Origin of the sequence: Shewanella sp. MBTL60-007, from assembly GCF_019654915.1 — a bacterium.
In the GTDB taxonomy this organism is placed as follows: Bacteria; Pseudomonadota; Gammaproteobacteria; order Enterobacterales; family Shewanellaceae; genus Shewanella.
This window is the reverse complement of sequence record NZ_BPET01000109.1, coordinates 1-5487: the sequence shown is the minus strand read 5'-3', so window position 1 is coordinate 5487 and position 5487 is coordinate 1. Positions and strand designations below refer to the sequence as shown.

Sequence of the window (5487 nt, the reverse complement as noted above, 5' to 3'; positions counted from 1 at the left end):
AAAGTCTGCCTGTTCAGCACCGTGACCGATTTAAATCTACTGGTTCTTTGTGTAATTTCGCGGATCACCCTGAGTTTGCCGATCTTATTTGTTATCCCAAGTTTATTGATTTACTTAAATCTTTTGGTAGCAATGACCCGAGATGGCTATCTGGTTATTTAATTTCTAAACCTGCTGGTGGTCCACCTCTTTTTTGGCATCAAGATTGGTGGGGATGGCGGAACGAAGTTAGTTATCAAAGTTCACCAGTTTCACTTTTTTTCATGATATATCTGACCGATACTTCTCCTGAGAATGGGTGCCTTAGGGTTATTCCTGGCTCTCATCACTATGCACATGAGCTACATGATTTACCAGATGCTCATAATAGAGATCTATCTTTATATAAAGATCCAACTGATCCAGCTTATAAGTCGCACTCTGATGAAGTGGCTGTGCCAATTAAAGCTGGCGATTTGCTCATTGGTGATAGCCGATTGTTGCACGGTGCTTATGCAAACAGAACAACGGCCGAAAGGCCGTTGTTAATACTTTGGTACTTACCTAATTTTTCACATTTACCAGAAGAGATACAAGCCGGATTCAATGATATTTATTTACGCAAAAGCTTAGATGTCGATGCTGGTCAGATCAAACCAAAAACGACAGAAGATTGGCCTAATGCGCTTTATAAAAGTATTGAAGGGCTTGCTCCCCTATATACTGGCAAGGCTCGTCCATTTCCTTGGTGCCGACGCCCACAGATAGATTTAATGAAACCTTGGGCCGTTAAATCGGTTAAAAATTGATACTAATAGTATTTGCTCTTAGCACGGCATAGCTAAAATTAAAGGCGAACAGTAATGAGTAAACTCCCATTTAGAAGTTGTGAAATATCGAGCAGTAACTTAACCCCGCCAAATTTAACTTCGGTGACTATTAAATCAAGAAACTTATCGGGTAGAGGGGATATGTTAATTTTAAATCAGTCTGCGCATACACCTTCTGCTCCTGTCATTATTTTATTACACGGCGTTTATGCAAGTAATTGGGCATGGCAATACTCGGTTGGGGTAGAGAAAAGTTTAAAAAGCTTGCAGGAGAGTTGTCTAGATTTAACTGATTTTGTAGTTGTGATGCCATCTGATGGTTTATTTGGAGATGGTAGTGCTTACTTGCCCATATTGGGTCATGGTAATTATGAAAAATGGATAACAGAAGATGTGATTGCTGCATGTATGCATGTTGTTAAAAACGTTGATGAGCAATCTTCTGTATATATAGCAGGCTTTTCAATGGGGGGATTTGGGGCTCTAAGGCTTGGTATTAAATACCCTATGTTATTTAAAGGAATTTCTGTTCACTCAGCGGTTACACAACTGGATGAGTTAGCACTTTTTATTGAAGAAGATATAAGTGTTTACTGGCGGGGTAATGAGAAAAATGCCAATATCGCTCATTGGTTGGAGACAAATCGGGGGCAGTTACCTCCATTACGTTTCGACTGTGGGCTCGATGATCCTTTAATTAATGGGAATCGAAATTTTGTAAAAACCTTAAACGGTTATTATCAACATTTTCAATATGAGGAGTTTAGTGGAGGCCATGATTTTGAGTATTGGGCTGAACATATAAAGAAAACATTCTTATTTTTTGATTATATTGAAAAGAAGCGATGTAGCGATGTCGTTTGAATGACTTTTATCTGTTATTTAATTTGTAAAACGTTAAATGCCACAAATTAAACATTACTTCTGCCAATGAATACAATGTTATCTCTATGTACAGTGAAGGTGTGTATTTTCATTATCTGAGGCGTAAAATGTACAAACTTAAACAGTTGTTTGAACGAGATGGTTATGTTGATATCAAAGGTTTCTTAGGCAGGAAACAAAGTGAGGAGTTACTAACCAATACTGAGGCGTTTATTAAAAATATTGTCCCTAGGATTCCTGCAGTAGAAGTTTATTATGAAGATAAACAAGATAAGTCCACCTTAAAGCAAGTACAGAAGTTATATGACTATGATGATTACTACCTAAAGTTAGCTACCTCTGATGCCATTGTAACATTGGCTGAATCACTATTAGGTGGGCCAGTGGTACTTAAAAATATGCAATATTTTAATAAGGTGCCACGTATTGGCAAAGCGACACCTCCACACCAAGATGGTTATTACTTTAAAATTCAGCCCCAACAGGCCATTACTATGTGGTTATCTTTGGGAGATGCTGACGCAAGCAATGGTGCGGTTTGTTATGTACCTGGTTCGCATAAAGCCGGTATGCGTGAGCATACTACGACCAACACATTAGGCTTTTCCCAGGGAATAAGCGACTGGTCTGAAATTGATCGTGCTAATGAGTTACAGATGACTGCAAAAGCAGGAGATTTACTGGTGCATCATAGCTTAACAATTCACCGTGCTAATGCGAACCTTTCAGAATGTTCTCGCCAAAGTATTGGATTTATTTTTTACCGGCAGGATGTGGTTGAGGATGAATTAGGGCACAATCTCTATAAGTCACAACTAAATGAAAAACTGATAGCGCAAGGGAAAGTTTAGGAATTAAAGGGAGAGTTTTAGAGTAAATGGAGGACTCTATTAAAAACATTGTAAATAGAGTCCGCAGTTTATTTTTATTTACTAAAATTATATGCGCTAGTTTTTATTTGCATCCATTGCATCTTCTTTAGTTTCCAGTCGCCAGGCGTCTAGTTCACTTTTCATTTTTGTTACAATGTTAGGATGCTTAGAGGAGATGTCATATGCTTCTGCTGGATCAGATGTAATGTCGAACAGCTGCCAAGTTTCACCATTGTCTCCACTGTATAGTTTATATTTTTCCCCCGAAAGTGCGTATTGAAGTCGGCTATTATCAGCGTCATACTTTATCCCTCGCATTGGAGATTGAAAAGCAATAGGATAAGCTCTTTGCTTTTTCTCATTGGTGAGTATTGGAATTATATTTTCACCGTCTAATGTCGGTTGATTCGATGGTAGAGAAATATTGAGAGCCGCCAAAATAGTCGGATATATATCCATGGTGGACATAGGCGTATTGATTGTTTGTCCGCCATTGAGTTTGTTTGGCCATTCGATGATAGCTGGAACTCGAATACCGCCTTCTTTTAGCTCTGCTTTTTTTCCTGAAAATGGCCCTGTAGAATTAAAGTTATGAATATAAGATGGTCCGTTGTCTGATTTGAACCATACGATGGTGTTATCACTGATCTTAAGCTGCTTCAAATGGTCTCTTAATCGTCCTATTTGTCTATCCATTGCAGTAATAGAACCATAAAAGTGCTGGGCTTGAATTGGGTGTTGAGCATAGCGTGTTCTATCGTCATTTCCAGCAACTAAAGGCGTGTGAGGAGTATGAAACCAAATAGTCGCAAAAAATGGCTGTTGGTTTGCTACTTTGTTGTTAATAAAGCTAATGGCTCTATCCATAACGATTTCTGAATCATCACCTTCTAACCACTCGTCTACTATTTGTCCCGGTCCTGTCCAGTAATAATCTCGCCACCTAAAACCTCCAGACTTTTGACCAAGTGCTACAGGTTCTTTTTGTAAGTGACGATAGTCTTCTTGGCCATATTTCCCACCTTGATAGTAGTAAGGGTTATAGGTTGGCATCATGGATTCTGTGGAAAAGCTTTCGTGAAAACCATTTTCCCATGGGGGGGAGTAATGATCTGGGTTTGCTAACTCGCCTTTAAAATAACTTTGATTAACAGTTTTGCTTAACTCACCAACATGCCACTTGCCGAAGTGACCTGTTTGGTAACCGTTATCAGCTAGTACCTCTGCGATGGTTAATTCATTACTCGGCATATGCCCTGCGCCAGCCCACTCTATACCGTATCGAAATGGATGACGACCAGTAAGTACGCTACCTCGAGTGGGTGAACATACCGGAGAAGCTGCGTAAAATCTATCTAACTTAACAGCCTCATTTGCCATATCATCTAAAGAAGGAGTATGGATGATTTGATTACCGTTATAGGCGACATCTCCCCAGCCTTGGTCATCAGACATTAACAGTATGACATTGGTGTGCGTATTTTCTGGTTGAATATGCCCAGGTTCTGCTTGCGTGTTTATGGGAAAAACAGTGGCTATCAAGCTAGTTGGAATCACTAAAGTAGAGCAAACAAGTTTTAATGAATAAGCAAATTTTTTTATAGATTTCATTTTATTAATTACTTCATTATTTACATGTTGGTGTACCTGTTATACCGTCTGTTGTGTGTGAAAGCAATAAAGCTTTTCCGGTAATTGGTATGAATTTAACTGAGAATGAAATGGAAATTATTCATTGTGGCTATGGGGAGTTTGCGCGTGAACAGTCAATAGAGCCTGTTATATGGCCATTCTTTGACTTATTTGTTATTCATCAAGGTATGATTGAAATATGTATCGGTAGAAAAACTAAATATCACTTGAGTCCAAACGAAGCTTTGCTTATCTGCCCAAATACACAATTTTCAGGGATGTCTAAAAGTGATAATGTAGTTGCTTCTGTACATCATTTTGCATTATCTCCTGAAAGCGAGGAAGAAGTCGTAAAGTTCTTTTGTGGTTTGTGTAAAAGCGCATTATACATTCCACTCGATAGCTCACTAATGGGGGATATAGAACGCTCTCTTTCGCTTAACGATAGTGTATTGAATGAAGTTTTTACCTCAGAAATTCAAAAGCATTTTCTATATATAATACTCGGCCAAATAATCGTTAAGCTTAATAAAGAATTATACCATTCTAAGTACAAGTCAGCTTTTGGAATGTTAATCGATAGCTATTATTCAAACCCACAACAGACTCTGAAGGTTTCAGAAATGGCTGAACGACTAAATTTGTCTGTAAGCCACTTTAGAGCGGAGTTTTATAAGCAATACGGTGAACCACCGCAGCGATACTTATTGAAAGTAAAAATGAAAGTAGCTTGCCAGCTTCTTGAGCGAACTCAACAAAGTATTAAGGTGATTAGTAACTCTTTGGGTTATACCGAACTTAGTGATTTTTACAGAAACTTTAAAAACATAGTAAATACAACTCCGGCACTGTATCGGAAACATAGAAAATTTCTTGGTTGAGCTTAACGAATAAAAGTTAATCATTGGCTATCTGATATCGTAAATTGAATTGAAAGTATTTTTTACGCTTTCGATAACTCATTAATTTTAAAATATTACTTACCAATTAATCTGCTAGCGGAGATTTTGAATCTCTAGGCTATAAATCAGGTGCTTACATTTACTGCTCTGTATTGATTAAAAAGTTGTCTAATTATTTTTGACAAAGAAATCTTCTAGGTGGTATGTTGGTATAACAGGTTGATAGTACACCTGTTGGTAGGTTGCGTTGTTATGTCGCTTGATTTAGTTGTTCTTGAACATAGCTGTTGATGAAATAAAAACTAAAAAATATAGGGATATCATGTTGAAATCAAGACTATTTATTAAATCAGTACTGGCCGTTAGCATCGCTTCTGCGTCAACTTA

Annotated in this window: 5 protein-coding genes; 4 read left to right on the top strand and 1 reads right to left on the bottom strand. The window is 37.9% G+C overall.

The genetic code is table 11. From position 1 onward, the window contains the following. The 3 genes from K5Q92_RS23230 to K5Q92_RS23220 form a co-directional block, all read left to right on the top strand. Window positions 1–788, top strand: a 788-nt coding sequence (locus K5Q92_RS23230) for a phytanoyl-CoA dioxygenase family protein (protein WP_220771197.1), incomplete at its 5' end; no start/stop codon positions are given. A 54-nt stretch (window positions 789–842) separates the two neighbouring features. Beyond that, complete coding sequence (locus K5Q92_RS23225; protein ID WP_220771196.1) at window positions 843–1673, top strand: alpha/beta hydrolase family protein; 831 nt, start codon at window positions 843–845, stop codon at window positions 1671–1673. Between the two features lie 128 nt (window positions 1674–1801). After that, window positions 1802–2545, top strand: a complete 744-nt coding sequence (locus tag K5Q92_RS23220; protein ID WP_220771195.1) for a phytanoyl-CoA dioxygenase family protein — start codon at window positions 1802–1804, stop codon at window positions 2543–2545. A 96-nt stretch (window positions 2546–2641) separates the two neighbouring features. On the opposite strand, the gene K5Q92_RS23215 is transcribed toward K5Q92_RS23220, so the two are convergent. Continuing rightward, complete coding sequence (locus K5Q92_RS23215) at window positions 2642–4177, bottom strand: sulfatase-like hydrolase/transferase (RefSeq protein ID WP_220771194.1); 1536 nt, start codon at window positions 4175–4177, stop codon at window positions 2642–2644. An 89-nt stretch (window positions 4178–4266) separates the two neighbouring features. Here K5Q92_RS23215 and K5Q92_RS23210 point away from each other — a divergent pair, with 89 nt between their 5' ends. Continuing rightward, window positions 4267–5079, top strand: coding sequence for a helix-turn-helix transcriptional regulator (locus K5Q92_RS23210; protein WP_220771193.1), 813 nt, complete (start codon window positions 4267–4269; stop codon window positions 5077–5079). Window positions 5080–5487: the final 408 nt, after the last annotated feature.

Coding starts and splice junctions, on each gene's coding strand:
- K5Q92_RS23225 (WP_220771196.1), top strand. CDS start 843: ATGAGTAAACTCCCATTTAGAAGTTGTGAAATATCGAGCAGTAACTTA.
- K5Q92_RS23210 (WP_220771193.1), top strand. CDS start 4,267: ATGAATTTAACTGAGAATGAAATGGAAATTATTCATTGTGGCTATGGG.
- K5Q92_RS23220 (WP_220771195.1), top strand. CDS start 1,802: ATGTACAAACTTAAACAGTTGTTTGAACGAGATGGTTATGTTGATATC.
- K5Q92_RS23215 (WP_220771194.1), bottom strand. CDS start 4,177: ATGAAATCTATAAAAAAATTTGCTTATTCATTAAAACTTGTTTGCTCT.